We start from the raw sequence: 17684 nt of genomic DNA on the forward strand, positions 1-17684 counted from the left end.
CTGGAAAAAATGGAACGTTTAAAAGACTTTATCGGCAGCTTCATGCTGACCGAATTGATCAAAGGGATGGCGCTGACGGGCAAGTATATGTTCTCGCGCAAGATCACCGTGCAGTACCCGGAAGAGAAGACGCCTATGTCGCCACGCTTCCGCGGCCTGCACGCACTGCGCCGCTATCCGAATGGTGAAGAGCGCTGCATCGCCTGCAAACTGTGCGAAGCAGTGTGCCCGGCGATGGCGATCACCATCGAATCCGAGCAGCGCGACGATGGTTCGCGCCGCACCACGCGTTACGACATCGATCTGACCAAGTGCATCTTCTGCGGTTTCTGCGAAGAGTCGTGCCCGGTTGATTCGATCGTTGAAACGCACGTGCTGGAATACCACGGCGAGAAACGCGGCGATCTGTACTACACGAAAGAGATGCTGCTGGCCGTTGGCGATCGTTACGAAAACGAGATCGCCGCAGCCCGCGCAGCGGACGCTCCTTACCGCTGATATAAAAGCCGGCCTTCGGGCCGGCATCAGCGTGTCGATCAATAATGTACGTCTCTTGGGTTAGTTATGGAATTTAAAACTGCTTTGTTCTACGCCTTCTCAGCCATCATGATATTGGCTGCGACGCGCGTTATCACGGCCCGCAATCCGGTCCACGCCGCACTGTTCCTGGTGCTGGCGTTCTTCTCGGCTGCCGGCATCTGGATGCTGCTGGAGGCTGAGTTCCTCGCCATCGTGCTGGTTCTGGTCTACGTAGGCGCCGTCATGGTGCTGTTCCTGTTCGTGGTCATGATGCTCGACATCGATACGGACAAGATGCGCGAAGGCTTCTGGGGCTACTTGCCGCTGGCGTCCTTCGTCGGCGTCATCATCGTGCTGGAAATGGCCGCTGTGCTGTGGCGCTCCTTCCTGTCGTTCGATCAGCAGGCGGTCAACGCCGGCAATATCGGCGGCACCAAGGAACTGGGTATCCAGATCTACACCAAATACATCTACGGCTTTGAGATCGCCGGCGTCATCCTGCTGGTTGCGATCATCGCCGCCGTGGCGCTGACCCTGCGCAAGCGCAAGGACACCAAACATTTCGACCCGGCTGACGCAGTGCGCGTCAAGCGTAACGACCGCCTGAAGATCGTCAAGATCGCACCGGTCACCACGCGCGGCCAAGATGCGGCAGGGTCGGCAGAAGTTAAGGAGGCACCATGACTTTATCGCTCGCTCACTACCTCGTTCTCGGCGCGATACTGTTCGCGATCTCGATCGTTGGTATTTTCCTGAACCGCAAGAACATCATCGTTCTGCTGATGGCCATCGAATTGATGCTGCTGGCAGTGAACATGAACTTCATCGCGTTCTCGCACTACCTGGGCGATGCGGCCGGGCAGATCTTTGTGTTCTTCATCTTGACCGTGGCGGCTGCTGAATCGGCAATCGGCCTCGCGATCCTGGTGGTGATGTTCCGTAACCTGGACACCATCAACGTTGAAGACCTGGATAGCCTGAAGGGTTGATCCCGTGGCTAAAGTTCAAACCTCGAAAAATAACGATTAAGGTTCATCATGGCGGTTACTCTTAACCCTAATCTCCTGCTAGCCGTACCCTTGGCGCCGCTGGCCGGCGCCGCGATTGCGGGCTTGTTAGGAACTAAATTCTTCGGCAATGTCGTAGGTCGCAAGACCTCGCACACTGCGACCATCCTGGGCGTGCTGGTTGCCTTCATCCTGTCGGCGCTGACGCTGAACGATGTGGTCAACGGCGCCTACTACAACGGCACCGTCTACAACTGGATGACCGTGGCCGGCCTGAAGCTGGAAGTCGGCTTCCAGATCGACGCGCTGTCGGCGATGATGATGTGCGTGGTGACCTTCGTGTCGCTGATGGTGCACATCTACACCATCGGCTACATGGCGGAAGACGAAGGCTACAATCGCTTCTTCGCCTACATCTCGCTGTTCACGTTCTCGATGCTGATGCTGGTCATGGCGAACAACTTCCTGCAGCTGTTCTTCGGTTGGGAAGCGGTGGGCCTGGTTTCCTACCTGCTGATCGGTTTCTGGTACACCCGCCCAACGGCGATCGTGGCCAACATGAAGGCTTTCCTGGTCAACCGCGTCGGCGACTTCGGTTTCATCCTGGGTATCGGCCTGCTGCTGGCCTACGCCGGTTCGATGGACTATCAGGAAGTGTTCCACAAGAAGGAACAGCTGATGGCGATGACCCTGCCGGGCACCGACTGGGCGCTGCTGACCGTAGCCTGTATCTGCCTGTTCATCGGCGCGATGGGCAAGTCGGCGCAGTTCCCGCTGCACGTCTGGCTGCCTGACTCGATGGAAGGCCCAACCCCGATCTCGGCACTGATCCACGCCGCGACCATGGTTACCGCCGGTATCTTCATGGTGACTCGCATGTCGCCGCTGTTCGAACTGTCGGACACCGCACTGTCGTTCATCCTGGTCATCGGTTCGATCACCGCGCTGTTCATGGGCTTCCTGGGCATCATCCAGAACGACATCAAGCGCGTAGTCGCTTACTCGACCCTGTCGCAGCTGGGCTACATGACCGTGGCACTGGGTTCGTCCGCTTACTCGGTGGCTGTGTTCCACCTGATGACCCACGCATTCTTCAAAGCGCTGCTGTTCCTGGGCGCCGGTTCGGTCATCATCGGCATGCACCACGACCAGGACATCCGCAACATGGGCGGCCTGCGCAAGTACATGCCTATCACCTGGATCACTTCCTTGCTGGGTTCCCTGGCGCTGATCGGCACGCCGTTCTTCTCGGGCTTCTACTCGAAGGATTCGATCATCGAAGCCGTCGCTGCGACCCATATCTGGGGCGCAGGCTTCGCTAACTTCGCCGTGCTGGCTGGCGTGTTCGTGACCGCGTTCTACTCGTTCCGTATGTACTTCCTGGTGTTCCACGGGGAAGAGCGTTTCGGCAAGGCTCATGCACATGACGACCATCATCATGCTCCGGCTGCAGCTGCCCACGACGACGGCCACGGTCACGACGACCATGGCCACGATGAAGAGGAAGATCACGGTCACCACGGCCTGGCACCAGGTCAGAAGCCGCATGAATCGCCATTCGTGGTCTGGTTCCCGCTTGCGATGCTGGCCATCCCTTCGGTCATCATCGGCTACCTGACCATCGGTCCTATGCTGTTCGGCGACTTCTTCAAAGGCGTGATCGCCTTCGGTGAAAACCATCCTGCGATGGAAGAGCTGACGCACGAATTCCACGGCCCGATGGCAATGGCGATGCACTCGCTGACCTCGCTGCCGCTGTGGCTGGCCATCTCCGGTGTCGCATCGGCGTACTACTGCTACATGATCAATCCACGCGTACCGGCCTGGTTCTACGCCAAGTTCAAGTTCCTGCACACGCTGCTGGAGAACAAGTACTACATGGACAAGTTCAACGAGGTCGTATTCGCCGGCGGCGCGCGCATGCTGGGCAATGGCCTGTGGAACATCGGCGACAAGACCCTGATCGACGGCTTGCTGGTCAACGGCAGCGCCAAAGTAGTGGCTTGGTTCTCGTCGCTGACCCGCCTGGCGCAGACTGGTTACATCTACCACTATGCGTTCGTCATGATCCTCGGCATTCTGGGGTTCCTGGTCTACTTCCTGCCGTTTTGGCACGCTTAATTAGCTGATACGCAAAGAGATAACGATAACCATGATGCAGTCAATTACATCCTATCCTCCGTTCCTGAGCCTGGCGATCTGGCTCCCGATCCTGTTCGGCCTGATCGTGCTGGCCCTGGGCCGTGACTCCAATGCCGGCCTGGTCCGCGTTGGTACGCTGATCGCTTCCATCATCAGCTTCATCGCCACGCTGCCGCTGATCGTCCACTTCAACAACGCGGCCCACGGCATGCAGTTCGTCGAGAAGTCGCCGTGGATCGAGCGCTTCAACATCTACTACTCGCTGGGCATCGACGGCCTGTCGCTGTGGTTCGTGCCGCTGACCGCCTTCATCACCGTGATCGTCGTGATCTCGGCCTGGCAGGTGATCCAGAAGCGCGTCGCTCAGTACATGGGCGCCTTCCTGATCCTGTCCGGCCTGATGATCGGCGTGTTCTGCGCCATGGACGGCCTGCTGTTCTACTTCTTCTTCGAAGCCACGCTGATCCCGATGTACATCATCATCGGTATCTGGGGCGGCGATAACCGCGTGTATGCGTCGTTCAAGTTCTTCCTGTACACCTTCTTCGGTTCGCTGCTGACGCTGGTCGCCATCATCTACCTGTACAAGGTATCGGGCGGCAGCTTCGACATCCTGATGTGGCACAAGATCGCCCTGACGATGAAAGAGCAGATCTTCATCTTCATCGCCTTCTTCATGGCCTTCGCCGTCAAAGTTCCGATGTTCCCGGTCCACACCTGGCTGCCTGACGTCCACGTGGAAGCGCCTACCGGCGGTTCCGCCGTGCTGGCCGCGATCATGCTGAAGCTGGGCGCTTATGGCTTCCTGCGTTTCTCGCTGCCTATCGTGCCGGATGCATCGCACTACATGGCGCCGTTCGTCATCACCCTGTCGCTGATCGCCGTGATCTACATCGGCCTGGTCGCGCTGGTACAGAAAGACATGAAAAAACTGGTCGCCTATTCGTCGATCGCGCACATGGGCTTCGTCACCCTGGGCTTCTTCATCTTCAATAACATCGGTGTGCAGGGCGCCATCGCACAAATGATCTCGCACGGCTTCATCTCCGGCGCGATGTTCCTGTGTATCGGCGTACTGTACGACCAGGCGCACTCGCGCCAGATCGCCGACTACGGTGGTGTCGTCAACAAGATGCCGAAGTTCGCCGCGCTGTTCATCTTCTTCTCGATGGCCAACTGCGGTCTGCCAGCGACTTCCGGCTTCGTCGGCGAGTTCATGGTGATCCTGGGCGCCACCCAGTACAACTTCTGGATCGGCCTGCTGGCCGCGACCGCGCTGATCCTGGGCGCAGCCTACTCGCTGTGGATGGCCAAGCGCGTCATCTTCGGCAAGGTCGCCAACCACCATGTGGCTGAACTGGTCGACGTCAACGGCCGCGAATTCCTGATGCTGGGCATTCTGGCTGTCGCCGTGCTGTTCATGGGCCTGTACCCAGCGCCATTCACCGACACGATGCAAACCTCGGTTGCAGACCTGCTGGCTCACGTTGCACACAGCAAGCTGCCTTACTGAAAACGGAAACACATAAATGACTACTCCACTTCCACAAGCAGTTATCGACATGGTGCCGCTGTACGCAGAGATCACCCTGCTGGTCGGCGCCTGCGCGATCCTGTTGATCGATATGTTCCTGTCGCAGGGTAAGCGCTCGGTGACCTACGTGCTGTCGCTGCTGACGCTGCTGATCTGCGGCGCCCTGAGCTACCACGACTACGCGGCCGGCACCACGGTCTACACCTTCAACGGCATGTTCGTGTCCGACCCGATGTCGAACCTGCTCAAGCTGTTCACCTACCTGGCCGTCGGCCTGACCCTGGTCTACTCGCGTCAATACGCGGACGACCGCGGCATGTTGAGCGGTAACCTGGGCGGCGAGTTCTACGTGCTGGCGCTGTTCGCCACGCTGGGCCAGATGGTCATGATCTCCGGCTCCAACTTCCTGTCCGTGTACCTGGGCGTGGAACTGATGTCGCTGTCGCTGTACGCGCTGGTGGCGATCCGCCGCGACAACCACAAAGCCACCGAAGCCGCGATGAAGTACTTCATCCTGGGCGCGCTGGCCTCCGGTTTCCTGTTGTATGGCATCTCGATGCTGTACGGCGCGACCGGCACGCTGGACATCGCCAAAGTGGCAACCGCTGTCGCAGCCGGCACCATCAAGCCGACCATCCTGGTCTTCGGCCTGGTGTTCCTGGTCGCCGGCCTGGCGTTCAAGCTGGGCGCAGTACCGTTCCACATGTGGGTACCGGACGTGTATGAAGGTTCGCCAACCGCAGTGACCCTGCTGCTGGGCGGCGCACCGAAGATCGCCACCTTCGCCATCTGCATCCGCCTGCTGGTGGAAGGCCTGCTGCCGATGGCAGTCGATTGGCAGCAGATGTTGATGGTGCTGGCGGTAATGTCGCTGGCCATCGGTAACCTGACCGCGATCGCACAGACCAACTTGAAGCGCATGCTGGCTTACTCCACCATCGCGCAAATGGGCTTCGTGCTGCTTGGCCTGCTCGCTGGCGTTGCCGGCACCACCGACCGTACCGGCGCCGCCGCTGCCTACAGCGCCGCGATGTACTACACCATCACCTACGTGCTGACCACCATCGGCAGCTTCGGCGTGTTGATGCTGTTGTCGCGCGCCGGCTTCGAAGCGGAAAACCTGGCCGACTTCAAAGGCCTGAGCAAGCGTAACGGCTGGTTCGCGGCTGTGATGTCGATCCTGCTGTTCTCGCTGGCCGGCGTGCCACCGATGATGGGCTTTGCCGCCAAGTTCTCGGTGCTGACCGCAGTGCTGGGCACCGGCCAGATCTGGCTGACCGTGCTGGCGGTGATGTTCTCGCTGATCGGCGCGTTCTACTACCTGCGCGTGGTCAAGATGATGTGGTTCGATGAGCCGACCGACAATGCACCGATCGTGGTCAAGGGCGACATGAGCTTCGCCCTGAGCCTGAACGGCATCGCCATCATCGCACTGGGCCTGCTGCCAGGCCCGCTGCTGGCGGCCTGCCTGAAAGCCATCACCCTGACGCTGAACACCTGATGGATGTTTCCGTCGCCAGCTGGTTGGTGATCGCCGCTGCACTGGTGGCCGCCAACCTGCCGTTTTTCAACGACAAAGTATTCGCACTGGTGGCCACCAAGTGGCCCCGCAAGCCGCTGTTCGTGCGGCTGGCGGAAATGGCGGTGCTGTACTTTGTCGTTGGCGCCATCGGCTTCGCCCTCGAAGCGCAGATCGGCAACCGCTTCCCGCAGACTTGGGAGTTTTATGCCATCTCCGCCTGCATCTTCATCGTCCTGGGCTTCCCTGGATTCATCGTCCGCTACCTGCGCAAGCGCCACGGCTGATACACTATCGTTCTTCAACGACGTGGAACAGGCATGGACGAGCATCTGACAGAAACCCGTATCGACGGTGAATTGGTCTACAACGGCCACTTCCTCAAAGTCCAACGCGACACTATCTCACTCCCCGACGGCAAGCACACCGCGCGCGAATTCGTGCTGCACCCCGGCGCGGTGGTGATCCTGCCGTTGCTGGACGACGGCAGGGTGCTGATGGAACGCCAGTACCGCTATCCGCTGCATCAGGTGTTCATCGAATTCCCGGCCGGGAAAATCGATCACAATGAAGACCCGCTGGTCGCCGCCCACCGCGAACTGGAAGAGGAAACCGGCTACACCGCCACCGAGTGGCAGTTCGTCACCACTATCCACAACGCCATCGCCTATTCGGACGAGCACCTGGACCTGTACCTGGCGCGCGGCCTGAAGGCCGGCCCGCAGAAGCTGGACGACGGCGAGTTCCTCGAAACCTTCACCGCCACCATCGACGAACTGCTGCAATGGGTGCGCGAAGGGAAAGTCACCGACGTCAAAACCATCATCGGCATCTTCTGGCTGGACAAGCTGCGCGCGGGCGACTGGAAGCTATGAAGCTCGTCATCCTCGTCGGTCTGGGCCTGCTGGCCAGCGGCACGGCATACGCCGCCGCGCAGCGCACGCCGTTCCAGATCCGTTGCGAGGATACGATCGCGAAGACGGTGTCGGTGCTGTCGGCCAAACAGAACGGCTACACCATCAACAACCAGCTGCCTTACCGCGCGTTGACCGCGAAGTCCGGCAACATGGACAACAAGATGGTGACGCTGGGGCTGACCGTGACCAAGGGCCAGTATTCGGTCGACCTGGGCGGGCCGGTGTTGCAGGATCCGGTCAGCGGCTACGAATGCATCGCGCCGCGCGTGGACCTGAAGCTGAATTATTCGCCGGTGCTGATTTATGTCGGTAACGAGTTCGCGCCGGGCACCTGCGCGTACCAGGCGATCCTCGAACACGAACAGCGGCATCTGCAGGCCTACATGGAAAACCTGGCGCGTGTGGAGCAGGTGGTGCGCGAGGCCTTGAACAAACGCTTCGAAGCCAAGCCGCTGTACGCGCCGTCGGGCACGGCGATGTCGGCGCTGGAGCATGAGATCAACGGCACCTGGTTCCCCTTCATCCGCGATGAATTCGACAAGGGCAGGGCCAAACAGGCGGAGATCGATACGCCGGAAGAATACGCCCGCATGGGCAAGGTCTGCGACGGCGAGATCGCCGCCATCCTGCTGCGTCGCCATAAATAATTGAAGAATATGACTGCATCCAAACATACCCCGCGCTACTTTGCGCTGCTGCCCGCCGCCGGCGTCGGCGCGCGCATGGCGGCGGACGGACCCAAACAATACCTGACGGTAGGCGGCAAGCCGATGTTGCGCCATGCGGTCGACGCCTTCCGCGCCAGCGACCTGGTGGCGCATACCTACGTGGTGGTCAGCGCGGCCGACGGCCAGATCGACGGCGTGCTGCCGGCCGACCTGGACGGCGTGACGGTGCTGCGCTGCGGCGGCGCCACCCGCATGGACACGGTGCTCAACGCCCTGCGTGAGCTGCAGGGCGTGGTCGCCGGCGGCGACATGATCATGGTGCACGACGCCGCGCGTCCCGGCCTGACGCCGGCCCTGATCGCCAAGCTGATAGACGGCGTGGGCGACGACGCCGCAGGCGGCCTGCTGGCGCTGCCGGTGGTGGACACGGTCAAGCGCGCGACGGGCGTGGTGCCGGTGGCCGCGACGACGGTGTCGCGCAACGGCCTGTGGCTGGCGCAGACGCCGCAGATGTTCAGCTACGAGCTGCTGCTGCGCGCCTTGGGCAGCGCGCCGGACGCCAACGCCATCACCGACGACGCCAGCGCCGTCGAGATGCTGGGCCTGTCGCCGCGGCTGATTGAAGGCCATCCACGTAATTTGAAAGTCACGCTGCCGGCCGACATCCGCATCGCGGAAATGTATCTGGCCGCCGGCGAATAACACAGGATAGAAAAATGACCAAACTCCCATTCCGCATCGGCCAGGGCTATGATTGCCACGCACTGGTGGAAGGCCGCAAGCTGATTATCGGCGGCGTCGACATCCCGCATCATGTGGGCCTGCTGGGACACTCGGACGCCGACGTGCTGCTGCACGCGATCACCGATTCGATACTGGGCGCAGCGGCGCTGGGCGACATCGGCAAGCACTTCCCGGATACCGATCCGCAGTTCAAGGGCGCCGATTCGCGCACCCTGCTGAAGGAAGCCGCGCGGCGCGTGGTGGCCACCGGCTACAGCATCGGCAACATCGACGCCACCATCATCGCGCAGCGGCCGAAGATGGCGCCGCATATCGCCAGCATGTGCGCCAACATCGCGGAGGATTTGGGCGTGGCGGTCGGCCAGGTCAACATCAAGGCCAAGACCAACGAGAAGCTGGGTTACCTGGGCAGGGAAGAGGGGATCGCGGCCGAATCCATCGCCTTGCTGATATCTTCGTAAAATAAGGTCGTCGCGTTGTCCCTTACGCCGATGGCCATGTCTAGGGAAACCGACGGATAGTCTGCTAAAAAGTCATCCAGCGGTTTTCCCGCCAGCAGATAGTCGAACATCCGCTTGATTGGCACCTGTGTTCCTTTGAATACTGGTATGCCGCCCAGAACATCAGGCTCCATCTGTACCAGCGGCGTGATGGACTTCATATAGGCCAGCCATTCCGGGTCGAATGGATCTGTTGGCGATTTTCGGGGCGGAATAATCCTGCCCCTGAACTTATGCACGGGCTCGGTGAAGTATCTTGGATCGTATTCCGGTCCATCTTCGTCAATCACGATCTCGTCGTCATAGTCTGGCATTACATTTAGCCAGCTATCCGGGTCTTCTAAATATTTCGTTTGCTTCACGTTTCGTTGCTTTTCTAAATGAGATGATTCGTATTTCATCATTTTCCTCCGCGTAAGTGACGACAGCAGCATAAGTTTGGAAGTAGCTATATGCGTTATATCGACGTTCGCTGTATCGAAAGCGAACGTCCTCAACAGTGCTATACGCGCCCTCAATCACAGGCGGAGCATCGGCGAAATCCAGGCCATGCTTGCGCAGGTTGCTTAGGCGCTTGGTTTCGTCCCACGTGTACGTAGTCATTTCAGTTTAGTGGCTTAAAGATATCCTTCAAGCGCCACCAAATAAAAATACCAGTTCGCCAGGACATCGTTTCGATATCCTGTGCCTGGCATTCTCAACCGTCCTTCGATTAGATCAATAGTGCGCCGCCGTCGACGACGTGAACCTGGCCGGTGGCGTAGCCGCTGCTCATCAGGAACAGGTAGGCGGCGGCGACGTCTTCTGCTGAGCCTACGCGCCCGACCAGCAGCGCCTCACCGACGTCGGCAAACAACTGCTCGCGCTGCGCTTGCGGCATGTCCGCCCACAGATTCGTCGCGATCACCCCCGGCGATACTGCATTGACCCGCAGTGGCGCCAACTCCACCGCCAGCGCCCGCGTCAGCGCCTCCACCGCGCCGCACACGCTGGACATCAGCGACCATCCGCTCTGTGGACGCGCCGCCGCGATGCCGGTCGTGAAGGTGATCGAGCCACCAGCCCGGATATGGCGCGCGCCGTACTTGGCCGCCGCCAGCGCACCCCAGTAGCGCAAGTCAAACACCGAGCGCGCTGCCGCCAGGTCGAAGCCGGTCAAGGCGCCGATCGTGAGCGCGTCGCCCGCCGTATAAACCAGATGATCGAATTCGCCGGTGGTGGCGAAGAAGCGCTCGATGGCCCGTTCATCGTGCAGATCCAGCGCGCAACCCTGCGCCTTGCCGCCGAGGTATTCCAGCGCTTTCTCGACGCGCGAGATCTGGCTCGACACCACCAGCACCTCCGCCTGCTCGCGCAGGGCCTCGCGCGCCACCGCCAGCCCGATGCCCGAAGAAGCGCCGAGCACTATCACGCGTTGCCCAAGCAGGCGGCCGCCCGTGCCTGATTTAATTTCGTTCGTTGCATTCATCATGTTCTCCTTGAATAAGACGGAAAGTCCGCATGCAAGAATTCTGATGCAAAAACACTGATACTCCGATAGCATGGAACTCATATCATTCATGACAAATCGGCATACATCATGGCGTTCGACGAAAGGGTAGTAAATGGCATGCGCGTGCTGGCGGCGATCGTCGATGCCGGCAGTTTCGTGCGCGCGGGCGAGGCGTTGGAGATGTCGCAGTCCGGCGTCAGCCGCGCCATCGCCAAGCTGGAGGCGCGGCTCAACATCCGGCTGTTCGACCGCACCACGCGTAAGGTAACGTTGACGGACGAAGGCCGTCGCTTCTATGCGCAAATCGGGCCGCTGCTGGCAGGGCTGGAGGAGGCGGTGGCCTCGGCGGGAGAGGGGGCGGTCGTGGTGCGTGGGCGGCTGCGCGTCAACATCGAGCCGCTGCTGGCGCGGCTGCTGCTGGGCCCCAAACTGGGCGCCTTCCTGAAACGGCATCCGGAACTGGACCTGGACCTGGTGGCGCGCGACCAGTTGGGCGACATGGTGGGCGATGGCTTCGACCTGGCGATACGTTTCGGCGATCCGCAATCGTCATCGCTGATCGCCCGCAAGCTGATGGACACGCGCGTGCTGACCGTCGCCACACCGGCCTACCTGCGTCGCCACGGCGTGCCGAAGAAGCCGTCCGACCTGGAAGGCGAGGACCACACCTGCATCCACTTCCGCAATCCGGCGACGGGCCGGCCCTACGACTGGGAGTTCCATCGCGGCGGCAAAACCACGGTGGTCAACCCGCGCGGACAACTGACGCTGAACGACGCCGGCACCATGGAAAGCGTACTGCTGGCTGGCTACGGCCTGGCGCAGGTGATCGACCTGGCGGTGGAGCCGCTGCTGCGTTCAGGCGCGCTGACGCCGGTGTTGACGGCATGGCCTGACGAACGCTTCCCGATGTATGCCTACTACCCGTCGCGCTACCATCCGCCGGCGAAAACGCTGGCCTTCCTGGAGTTCGTTACTTCGCTGGTGGGATAGCCAGCATCGATAAACGATCTGCTACCATGGCGCTTTTGACGGCGAAGGATGGACGATGGCGCGTGATATCTACGCTTATCGGCAGGTGGCGGTGCATTCGGTGGAGCGCGCGGGCAGGGTGGAGATCCATCCGGTGCCGGGACAGGCCTTCTCGCCGGAGCTGCATGTGCAGTGTTCGCGCCGCATGAGCGACGAGTACCCGCTCGGCACCTGCTTCCTGCTCGATGCCAAGCTGACCGACCGCCTGGGCGGCACACCATATCTGTATGCCTGGCATGGCGATGAAATCACAGTGCTGTCAGCCAGGGAGACCAAGGCCTTCCTGGCTGAATTCAAACGCGGCCGGATCTGATCAGTGTACGGCGTGCAGCTTGGCCAGCGGCTTGCCGTCGTCCCGTGCCCACGCCGCGATGACGGCGGCCATCGCCAACGCAAACACGCCGCCAACCACCATCGCGCTCGACACGCCCAGATGGTCGACCGACACGCCGCCCACCAGCGCGCCGCTGGCCAGCGAGATCTGTGCGGTGGCGACGAATACTGCGCCGCCGCTTTCCATCGCATCCGGCGCGGCCTTGAACATCCAGGTCTGCACCGAGATCGGCATCATGCCGAAGGCCAGGCCCCAGATCACGATCAACACCGTTGCGCCGGCAGCCGTGGCGCCGAACAGCGGCATCGCCGCGGCGGACAGGCCCATGATCACACCGGTGGCGATCAGTGAATTCTTCACGCTTCGGGCCACCGCCCAGCCGCCGATCAGATTACCCACGAAACCCGCCGCGCCATAAATCAGCAGCAGCACGCTGATGGTCTTGGCGCTCAAGCCGGCGACCTGGCTCAGGAACGGCGTCACATAGGTGTAGGCGGCGAACTGGCCGATGAAGATCAGCAGCGTCGCCAGCATGCCCAGCCGCGCCTTCTGCACGCGCAGCAGCGCCGGCAGCTGGCCGAAGGTCAGGGCGGAGGTGGTCGGCAGCCGTGGCAGCAGCCACATTTGCGCCGCCAGCACCAGCAGCGACACCGCACTGGCTGTGAAGAAGGCCATGCGCCAGCCCACCATCTCACCGATCATCGCGCCGGCCGGTACGCCGGCCACGGTGCCCAGCGAGATGCCGGCAAAGATGATCGAGGTGGCGCGCGCGGCCGATGCCTCCGGCACCAGCCGGTTGCCCAGCGCTCCGCCGATGGCCCAGAAGCCGCCGACGCCTATGCCCAGCAGCGCGCGTCCGGCCAGCACCAGTGGATAGCTGTGCGACAGCGCGACGATCAGGTTGGAGGCGATCAGTGTGGCGGTCAGGCCCCAGATGACGTAGCGGCGGTCGGTCTTGCCGACGCCGATGGTGACCAGGATGGCGGCAAACGCGGCCACCAGGCCGGGGACGGTGACCATCATGCCGGCGATGCCTTCGGTCACGCCCAATTCGGCGGCGATGGACGGCAACAGGCCGACCGGCAGGAACTCCGTGGTCACCAGCGCGAACGAGCCGACGGCGACCGACAGCACGGCCAGCCAGGCGGCGCGGGTGGGTGTGGTAATGGGCGAGGGCGCGTCGTCGGGGAGGACGGCCTGGGCGTTGGTGTGGTTTTGCATATGAGTTATTCCCTATGAGCTGTAAAAATACTTGAGTTTTTTACTGATCGGTTCATAATGAAGTCCGCAAAGAACTTTGTCAATCAATTTTTAACCGATCGGTATGAAAGATATTTCTGCAACAGCTCGCAAGTCCGGCCGCCCGCGCACTTTTGACGCGGAGACGGCGCTGGACAAGGCCATGAAAGTGTTCTGGGAGAAGGGGTACGAAGGCAGCTCGCTGCCGGAGCTGACCGAGGCGATGGGCATGAACCGTCCCAGCCTGTACGCCGTGTTCGGCAACAAGGAAAACCTGTTCCGCTTGGCGCTGGAGCGCTACGGCGCTTCCCACGATCCGCTGTTCAATGCGGCGCTGGCGCAGCCGACCGCGCGCGCCGTGGTCGAGCATTTTTTGCGCGGCAATGCCGACGCCCAGACCGAATCCGAGAACCCGCATGGTTGCCTGGTGATCAACGGCGCGCTCGCTTGCAGCGACGATGCGTTGCCAATACGCGACTCTTTGATCGAACGCCGCGCCGCCAGCGAGGCCAAATTGCGCGCGCGCCTGGAGCGCGCCAAGGCCGACGGCGACCTGCCGGCCGACAGTTGCTCGGGCCAGATGGCGCGCTATGTGATGACGGTCTCCAATGGCATGGCAGTGCAGGCGGCGGCCGGCGCCACCCGCAAACAGCTACAGGAAGTGGTGGACCAGGTACTGCGCGGATGGCCTTCTTGAGGTTATGAAAATATTGCTTAAAAAATACATCTGATATTAAAATGAAATTTTAGTTGTGTCTTTGAAATTAGTCGGTAGAATAGCGTTATTGAGTCGCCGTTCCCCTCCTTTTTGAAAGTCATAACATGAAAATGTCCAAACTGATCCTGGCAGCAGCCATTGCCGCAGCAAGCGTTTCGGGCGCCGCATCGGCCGCCAACCTGATCCAGAACGGCGACTTTGAAATCGCCAGCGGCGTCAATCTGAACAACTACACCGTGGTGGGCGCAGGCGATGGCGCGATCGCCTACTGGACCGTCGGCGGTAACTCGGTCGACATCATCAACAACAGCTACAACGCGATTTCGGGCAACAGCATCGACATGCTGGGTTCGCCGGGTCCTGGCGTACTGTCGCAATCGTTCAACGCAGTTGTCGGCGCCACTTACACGCTGTCGTTCGACCTGACCCACAATCCAAACTCGCACGGCGCCGGCATGGATGTGTTCGTTGGTGGCAACCACTACGCGTTCGACGGCAGCACCCCGGTCACCAATTACACCTTCAACTTCACCGCCACCAGCGGTTCGCAAGCGCTGGTGTTCAGTAGTGTCGGTGGCGACGGCTGGTCGGGCGCCGTGCTGGACAATGTGTCCGTCACCGCCGCCGTACCTGAGCCGGAAACCTACGCCATGATGCTGGCCGGCCTGGGCCTGGTAGGCGTCATCGCCCGCCGCCGCAAAGCAGCCAAGTAACAGACAGCACGTAAAAAAGCCCGCCGGCACTGAGCGCATTCTTAAGCGCGTTCAGGCCGGCGGGCTTTTTTTATCCGGGGTCAGGTCTGACATTCGGACACGAGCTCTGCCGTAGCGCCTAGTACGGCAGAGCTCGTGTCCGAATGTCAGACCTGACCCCGGGGGTTATTCGTCGCCGTCGTCGTCGTCGGTTTCCGGCGTGCCGTCCTTGACCGCGCGGACGCGGGCGGCGTCGGCGCCGGTTTTGAGCTTGGCGGCATCGGCCATGAACTGGTCGACGCTGCGGTCGGGACTGTGCCGCACTTCCGGCGGCAGCAGCACCGACATGTACAGCTCATCCGAGGCGCGTCCCGTGCTTTGCAGATTGGTCATCAACATCAGGCCGGCGCCGCCCACCAGCATCACCCAGCAGCTGATCGCAAAGCGACGCGGATGGTGGGGCTTGATGGTGATCAGGTGGAAGAACAGCATGCCACAGGCGATCGCCAGCGTGACCAGGTTGCCGTAGCGGGTGAACGCTTCGGCCGACCACGCATACGCCAGCGCCGCGCCGCCGACCCGCCACACACCCAGCACGGCCAGGCCGCTGCCGAGGATGAACAAGTGCCGGCCCAGCCGCGCGTGGCTGCCGAACAGGCGGTTGGCCAGCGCCCACACGCCGCTCCACAGCAGGCCTGCGGCCAGGCTGCTTGCCAGCACCAGCAGGTAGCGTATCAACGCGAACGGTTCGACGTCGGACAGCCAGGTTTCCAAGCAGGTGCAGATGGCGATCAGCGCCAGGCCGATGGTGGCCGGCGCCGCGCCTTCCCAGCCGTGCATGGTGGTGTCCGCCACTTCGGCGGCGACCGGAAAGTCGGCCGCGCGCACCCGCAGCCGCGTGTGGCCCAGGCGCACCATGGTGTCGCCCTCCAGCACCACGCTGGTCTGGCGCTTGCCTTGCAGGTAGGTGCCGTTCTTGCTGCCCAGGTCGCGCAGCACCAGCTCGCCTTCCTCGTTGGCGTCGACCACGGCGTGGGCGGCGGCGCTGTGGGCGTCGTCGAGGATGACGTCGTTATCGTAGCTGCGGCCCAGGCGGATCGGCAGTGCGGCTACTTTGTGACGGTGCAGCACGTCGCCGTTGCGAGCCAGGATTTCGATGAAGTAGGGGGCTTTCATTGCTTGCCTCCCTTGGCTGGAGCGGCCGCCACGACAGGCTTCTTGACCACCGGCGCCAGGCCCAGCGATTCGATGAACACGCGCGACAGGCGCAAGCCGTTTTCATACGAGACGCCGCGCGCATCGAGCCGGCTTTGCAGGCTCATCAAACCCTGGTCGGTGCTGGCGGTCAGCAGCGCGAAATCGTACAGGCCGGCGAACTTGCGGTAGGCGCGCACGCACAGCACGGCGCGCAGCGGCAGGTCCTTGTTCTTGACGAAGTCCTCGGTGCACTGCGGGCCGGTCAGGCGGGTGTCCTTGCTGGTGCCGAAGTGCTCGTTCTTGAACGAAGAGCTGGCCAGTTGCGCGAAGCGCAGCTTGTCCAGGCCGGTGCTGCGCAGGTACTGGTGGCGTATGCTCAGCTGGCCTGTCTGCAGCGAGCCGCTGACGAAGATCGCCGACTCCATCGCGCAGCTGGCGTCATCCACCGTGAACGGCTTGTCGGCCTTGACATTGGAGCGGCCCCAGCAGCGCATCTGCTCGGACTCGCGCACCGGCACCTGATACGGGCCCATCGGTTTCAGGGTCAGCGGGCTGGCCAGCAGCTGGTCGACCATGGCGCGCTGATGGTTCAGCAACTGGGCGGCGACCACGGCGGTGAAGTCGGTCGGCGTTTTCTTTTGCTGCTCCACGCGCTTGAGCAAGTCCTGCGCAAAGCGGGCCGGCACCAGGAAGCTGACCAGTTCGCCATCGAGGCGCTTGGAGACGTTGACGCCGGCCACCGCACCGTCCACCGTCACGCTGGGGCCGCCGCTCATGCCGGAGTTGATCGGGCCGGTGAACATCAGCTGGTCGTAGAAGCTGCGCGCGATCACGCCGTTGTAGGCGCCTTCGGAAATGGCGAAGCCCAGGTCGAGCGGATTGCCCAGCGAGTACAGGTACTGGCCCTGCGTCAGCTTGGCCAGCTGTTCGGGGATCTTGAAGAAGCCGGTACCGTTGCGGCTCACGCGCAGCACGGCCAGGTCGTGCAGCACGTCTACCGCCAGCAGTTCGACGTTGCCGCGCTGGCCGCTGGTGTCCACCCATTCGCCGACGTAGGTGTCGGGATCGAGCGCGAACTGCGAGACCACGTGGTAGTTGGTGACCACCAGGTTGCTGGTGCCGATCAAAAATCCCGAGCCGACCGACGATTGCGTGCGGCCGCTCTTGAGCAGCGAGCGCACTTGCAGGATGTCGTTTTTGGCGGAACCGTAGAGATGCTGGGCCGCGGTGGAGGGTGGCGGCAGCGGGGCGGCGTCGGCGTTGTCGGCGTCGGGCGCCGAGGCCTTGGCGGAAGACTGCGCGGCGGCCAGTTGCGGCAGCTTGGCCGGCGCATTCGCGGCCGGTGCCGCCAGCGCGGCGGCGTAGACCCAGCTCAGGGCGATGACAATAGCAAGCTTGTTAAATTTCATGCAGTCCTTAAAATCAAGCTT

At 61.8% G+C, this 17684-nt stretch carries 21 protein-coding genes; 15 read left to right on the forward strand and 6 right to left on the reverse strand.

What is annotated here, in order from left to right:
- Positions 1-9 precede the first annotated feature (9 nt).
- The 11 genes from nuoI (at position 10) to ispF (ending at position 9511) form a co-directional block, all read left to right on the forward strand.
- Positions 10-498 (forward strand): NADH-quinone oxidoreductase subunit NuoI, encoded by a 489-nt coding sequence (nuoI, locus tag D0T21_RS01210; protein ID WP_020702142.1) that lies wholly within the window; start codon positions 10-12, stop codon positions 496-498.
- Positions 499-564: 66 nt separating this feature from the next.
- A complete protein-coding gene (locus tag D0T21_RS01215; protein ID WP_116988043.1) occupies positions 565-1203 on the forward strand; it encodes an NADH-quinone oxidoreductase subunit J in 639 nt (212 codons plus the stop codon).
- Positions 1200-1508 (forward strand): NADH-quinone oxidoreductase subunit NuoK, encoded by a 309-nt coding sequence (nuoK, locus tag D0T21_RS01220; RefSeq protein ID WP_008450334.1) that lies wholly within the window; start codon positions 1200-1202, stop codon positions 1506-1508. Before D0T21_RS01215 ends, nuoK begins: the two co-directional genes overlap by 4 nt.
- Before the next feature lie 48 nt (positions 1509-1556).
- On the forward strand, positions 1557-3647 hold the full coding sequence (gene nuoL / locus D0T21_RS01225; protein ID WP_116988044.1) for an NADH-quinone oxidoreductase subunit L: 2091 nt from the start codon (positions 1557-1559) through the stop codon (positions 3645-3647).
- Between the two features lie 31 nt (positions 3648-3678).
- Entirely contained in the window at positions 3679-5181 is a 1503-nt protein-coding gene (locus tag D0T21_RS01230; protein ID WP_116988045.1) for an NADH-quinone oxidoreductase subunit M, read from the forward strand.
- A gap of 16 nt (positions 5182-5197) precedes the next feature.
- Positions 5198-6703 (forward strand): NADH-quinone oxidoreductase subunit NuoN, encoded by a 1506-nt coding sequence (gene nuoN / locus D0T21_RS01235; RefSeq protein ID WP_116988046.1) that lies wholly within the window; start codon positions 5198-5200, stop codon positions 6701-6703.
- On the forward strand, positions 6703-7008 hold the full coding sequence (locus D0T21_RS01240) for a DUF2818 family protein (RefSeq protein ID WP_116988047.1): 306 nt from the start codon (positions 6703-6705) through the stop codon (positions 7006-7008). The genes nuoN and D0T21_RS01240 overlap by 1 nt, the downstream gene beginning before the upstream one ends.
- A 33-nt stretch (positions 7009-7041) precedes the next feature.
- Positions 7042-7596, forward strand: a complete 555-nt coding sequence (locus tag D0T21_RS01245; protein ID WP_116988048.1) for an NUDIX domain-containing protein — start codon at positions 7042-7044, stop codon at positions 7594-7596.
- Positions 7593-8285: a hypothetical protein gene (locus tag D0T21_RS01250; protein ID WP_116988049.1), complete on the forward strand. Its 693-nt coding sequence runs from the start codon at positions 7593-7595 to the stop codon at positions 8283-8285. Before D0T21_RS01245 ends, D0T21_RS01250 begins: the two co-directional genes overlap by 4 nt.
- A 9-nt stretch (positions 8286-8294) precedes the next feature.
- Positions 8295-9008 (forward strand): 2-C-methyl-D-erythritol 4-phosphate cytidylyltransferase, encoded by a 714-nt coding sequence (ispD, locus tag D0T21_RS01255; protein ID WP_116994249.1) that lies wholly within the window; start codon positions 8295-8297, stop codon positions 9006-9008.
- A 14-nt stretch (positions 9009-9022) separates the two neighbouring features.
- On the forward strand, positions 9023-9511 hold the full coding sequence (ispF, locus tag D0T21_RS01260; RefSeq protein ID WP_116988050.1) for a 2-C-methyl-D-erythritol 2,4-cyclodiphosphate synthase: 489 nt from the start codon (positions 9023-9025) through the stop codon (positions 9509-9511).
- On the opposite strand, the gene D0T21_RS32155 is transcribed toward ispF, so the two are convergent.
- The 3 genes from D0T21_RS32155 to D0T21_RS01275 all read right to left on the reverse strand — a co-directional run bounded on the left by D0T21_RS32155 (position 9451) and on the right by D0T21_RS01275 (position 11021).
- Entirely contained in the window at positions 9451-9954 is a 504-nt protein-coding gene (locus tag D0T21_RS32155) for a DUF433 domain-containing protein (RefSeq protein ID WP_199538379.1), read from the reverse strand. The two genes, ispF and D0T21_RS32155, sit on opposite strands and share 61 nt — an antisense overlap.
- Entirely contained in the window at positions 9878-10153 is a 276-nt protein-coding gene (locus D0T21_RS32825) for a BrnT family toxin (protein WP_116988051.1), read from the reverse strand. Before D0T21_RS32825 ends, D0T21_RS32155 begins: the two co-directional genes overlap by 77 nt.
- A 109-nt stretch (positions 10154-10262) precedes the next feature.
- Complete coding sequence (locus D0T21_RS01275; RefSeq protein ID WP_229211288.1) at positions 10263-11021, reverse strand: SDR family oxidoreductase; 759 nt, start codon at positions 11019-11021, stop codon at positions 10263-10265.
- Positions 11022-11129: 108 nt separating this feature from the next.
- On the opposite strand from D0T21_RS01275, the gene D0T21_RS01280 reads away from it, so the two are divergent.
- Together D0T21_RS01280 and D0T21_RS01285 are read left to right on the forward strand one after the other, a co-directional pair.
- Positions 11130-12035: a LysR family transcriptional regulator gene (locus tag D0T21_RS01280; RefSeq protein WP_116988052.1), complete on the forward strand. Its 906-nt coding sequence runs from the start codon at positions 11130-11132 to the stop codon at positions 12033-12035.
- A 55-nt stretch (positions 12036-12090) separates the two neighbouring features.
- Positions 12091-12387, forward strand: a complete 297-nt coding sequence (locus D0T21_RS01285) for a hypothetical protein (RefSeq protein WP_116988053.1) — start codon at positions 12091-12093, stop codon at positions 12385-12387.
- Here D0T21_RS01285 and D0T21_RS01290 read toward each other — a convergent pair whose 3' ends face one another.
- Positions 12388-13629, reverse strand: a complete 1242-nt coding sequence (locus D0T21_RS01290) for an MFS transporter (protein WP_116988054.1) — start codon at positions 13627-13629, stop codon at positions 12388-12390.
- A gap of 103 nt (positions 13630-13732) precedes the next feature.
- Here D0T21_RS01290 and D0T21_RS01295 point away from each other — a divergent pair, with 103 nt between their 5' ends.
- Together D0T21_RS01295 and D0T21_RS01300 are read left to right on the forward strand one after the other, a co-directional pair.
- A complete protein-coding gene (locus tag D0T21_RS01295; protein ID WP_116988055.1) occupies positions 13733-14344 on the forward strand; it encodes a TetR/AcrR family transcriptional regulator in 612 nt (203 codons plus the stop codon).
- Between the two features lie 125 nt (positions 14345-14469).
- Complete coding sequence (locus tag D0T21_RS01300) at positions 14470-15078, forward strand: choice-of-anchor C family PEP-CTERM protein (RefSeq protein ID WP_116988056.1); 609 nt, start codon at positions 14470-14472, stop codon at positions 15076-15078.
- A 165-nt stretch (positions 15079-15243) separates the two neighbouring features.
- On the opposite strand, the gene D0T21_RS01305 is transcribed toward D0T21_RS01300, so the two are convergent.
- Together D0T21_RS01305 and D0T21_RS01310 are read right to left on the reverse strand one after the other, a co-directional pair.
- Entirely contained in the window at positions 15244-16233 is a 990-nt protein-coding gene (locus D0T21_RS01305) for an FHA domain-containing protein (protein WP_116988057.1), read from the reverse strand.
- Entirely contained in the window at positions 16230-17663 is a 1434-nt protein-coding gene (locus D0T21_RS01310; protein WP_116988058.1) for a serine protease, read from the reverse strand. The genes D0T21_RS01305 and D0T21_RS01310 overlap by 4 nt, the downstream gene beginning before the upstream one ends.
- Positions 17664-17684: the final 21 nt, after the last annotated feature.

The organism is Duganella sp. BJB476 (genome assembly GCF_003416895.1).
In the GTDB taxonomy this organism is placed as follows: domain Bacteria; phylum Pseudomonadota; class Gammaproteobacteria; order Burkholderiales; family Burkholderiaceae_D; genus Rugamonas.

What these genes read in the sequence shown, in the direction of transcription:
- D0T21_RS01295 (WP_116988055.1), top strand. Translation starts at nt 13,733, where the DNA reads ATGAAAGATATTTCTGCAACAGCTCGCAAGTCCGGCCGCCCGCGCACT.
- nuoL (WP_116988044.1), top strand. Translation starts at nt 1,557, where the DNA reads ATGGCGGTTACTCTTAACCCTAATCTCCTGCTAGCCGTACCCTTGGCG.
- ispF (WP_116988050.1), top strand. Translation starts at nt 9,023, where the DNA reads ATGACCAAACTCCCATTCCGCATCGGCCAGGGCTATGATTGCCACGCA.
- ispD (WP_116994249.1), top strand. Translation starts at nt 8,295, where the DNA reads ATGACTGCATCCAAACATACCCCGCGCTACTTTGCGCTGCTGCCCGCC.
- nuoN (WP_116988046.1), top strand. Translation starts at nt 5,198, where the DNA reads ATGACTACTCCACTTCCACAAGCAGTTATCGACATGGTGCCGCTGTAC.
- nuoK (WP_008450334.1), top strand. Translation starts at nt 1,200, where the DNA reads ATGACTTTATCGCTCGCTCACTACCTCGTTCTCGGCGCGATACTGTTC.
- nuoI (WP_020702142.1), top strand. Translation starts at nt 10, where the DNA reads ATGGAACGTTTAAAAGACTTTATCGGCAGCTTCATGCTGACCGAATTG.
- D0T21_RS01230 (WP_116988045.1), top strand. Translation starts at nt 3,679, where the DNA reads ATGATGCAGTCAATTACATCCTATCCTCCGTTCCTGAGCCTGGCGATC.
- D0T21_RS32155 (WP_199538379.1), bottom strand. Translation starts at nt 9,954, where the DNA reads ATGATGAAATACGAATCATCTCATTTAGAAAAGCAACGAAACGTGAAG.
- D0T21_RS32825 (WP_116988051.1), bottom strand. Translation starts at nt 10,153, where the DNA reads ATGACTACGTACACGTGGGACGAAACCAAGCGCCTAAGCAACCTGCGC.
- D0T21_RS01240 (WP_116988047.1), top strand. Translation starts at nt 6,703, where the DNA reads ATGGATGTTTCCGTCGCCAGCTGGTTGGTGATCGCCGCTGCACTGGTG.
- D0T21_RS01300 (WP_116988056.1), top strand. Translation starts at nt 14,470, where the DNA reads ATGAAAATGTCCAAACTGATCCTGGCAGCAGCCATTGCCGCAGCAAGC.
- D0T21_RS01285 (WP_116988053.1), top strand. Translation starts at nt 12,091, where the DNA reads ATGGCGCGTGATATCTACGCTTATCGGCAGGTGGCGGTGCATTCGGTG.
- D0T21_RS01275 (WP_229211288.1), bottom strand. Translation starts at nt 11,021, where the DNA reads ATGATGAATGCAACGAACGAAATTAAATCAGGCACGGGCGGCCGCCTG.
- D0T21_RS01305 (WP_116988057.1), bottom strand. Translation starts at nt 16,233, where the DNA reads ATGAAAGCCCCCTACTTCATCGAAATCCTGGCTCGCAACGGCGACGTG.
- D0T21_RS01245 (WP_116988048.1), top strand. Translation starts at nt 7,042, where the DNA reads ATGGACGAGCATCTGACAGAAACCCGTATCGACGGTGAATTGGTCTAC.
- D0T21_RS01290 (WP_116988054.1), bottom strand. Translation starts at nt 13,629, where the DNA reads ATGCAAAACCACACCAACGCCCAGGCCGTCCTCCCCGACGACGCGCCC.
- D0T21_RS01250 (WP_116988049.1), top strand. Translation starts at nt 7,593, where the DNA reads ATGAAGCTCGTCATCCTCGTCGGTCTGGGCCTGCTGGCCAGCGGCACG.
- D0T21_RS01215 (WP_116988043.1), top strand. Translation starts at nt 565, where the DNA reads ATGGAATTTAAAACTGCTTTGTTCTACGCCTTCTCAGCCATCATGATA.
- D0T21_RS01280 (WP_116988052.1), top strand. Translation starts at nt 11,130, where the DNA reads ATGGCGTTCGACGAAAGGGTAGTAAATGGCATGCGCGTGCTGGCGGCG.
- D0T21_RS01310 (WP_116988058.1), bottom strand. Translation starts at nt 17,663, where the DNA reads ATGAAATTTAACAAGCTTGCTATTGTCATCGCCCTGAGCTGGGTCTAC.